At 73.9% G+C, this 1,114-nt stretch carries 1 protein-coding gene and 1 pseudogene; both read left to right on the forward strand.

From position 1 onward, the window contains the following. A partial coding sequence (locus tag GT042_RS15900) for a MurR/RpiR family transcriptional regulator (protein ID WP_161309369.1) occupies window positions 1-858 on the forward strand: 858 nt, incomplete at its 5' end. A gap of 43 nt (window positions 859-901) precedes the next feature. Beyond that, window positions 902-1,114, forward strand: a pseudogene (locus GT042_RS15905) (N-acetylmuramic acid 6-phosphate etherase); the annotation flags it as partial.

The following is a 1,114-nucleotide window of genomic DNA, read 5'->3' on the forward strand; positions in this document are numbered from 1 at the left end:
GCCAAGGTACGGACCCTCGCGCCCTCCATGACCCGGTCCATGCAGCTCGTCGCCGAGGCCGTGGCGGGCGACCCGGCCGGCTGCGCGGCGCTCACCGTCACCGGTCTCGCGGAGCTGACCGGCACGAGCGAGGCGACCGTCGTCCGCACCGCCCGCCTCCTCGGCTACCCCGGCTACCGCGACCTGCGCCTCGCGCTCGCCGGCCTCGCCGCCCAGCAGCAGTCGGGCCGGGCGCCCGCCGTCACCGCCGACATAGCCGTGGACGATCCCCTCGCGGACGTCGTCGCCAAGCTCGCGTACGACGAACAGCAGACCCTCGCGGACACCGCCGCCGCCCTCGACACCGTCCAGCTCGGGGCCGCCGTCACCGCGGCCGCCGCCGCCCGCCGCATCGACATCTACGGCGTCGGCGCCTCCGCACTCGTCGGCATGGACCTCGCCCAGAAGCTCTCCCGTATCGGCGTGATCGCCCAGGCGCACAGCGATCCGCACCTCGCCGTCACCCACGCCGTCCAGCTCCGCGCCGGTGACGTGGCGATCGCGATCACCCACTCGGGCTCCACCTGGGACGCGATCGAACCGCTGCGGGTCGCCTTCGACCGCGGCGCGACGACGGTCGCGATCACCGGCCGCCCGGACGGACCCGTCTCGCAGTACGCCGACCACGTCCTGACCACCTCCACGGCCCGCGAGAGCGAGCTGCGCCCGGCGGCGATGTCCAGCCGTACGAGCCAACTGCTCGTTGTCGACTGCCTGTTCATAGGCGTGGCGCAGCGTACGTACGAGACGGCGGCGCCCGCGCTGTCCGCGTCGTACGAAGCCCTCGCGCACCGCCACAGCCCGCGCACCGCCCGCTGACCGCCGCACCCCCTCCCGTACCCCCGAAGAAAGCCGCTTCTTCATGACCTCGACCCCCGGCATGTACGGCGAGCTGCGCGCGCAGCTCGACGCCCTCACCACCGAGGCGTTCCGCCCCGAGCTGGCCGAGATCGACCAGCTGCCCACGCTCGACATCGCCCGGATCATGAACCGCGAGGACAGTACCGTCCCCGACGCCGTCGCCACCCAACTGCCCCTGATCGCCGCCGCGGTGGACGCGGTGGCCGAGCGGGTC

The sequence above is a fragment of the Streptomyces sp. SID3212 genome (assembly GCF_009865405.1).
Taxonomy (GTDB): domain Bacteria; phylum Actinomycetota; class Actinomycetes; order Streptomycetales; family Streptomycetaceae; genus Streptomyces.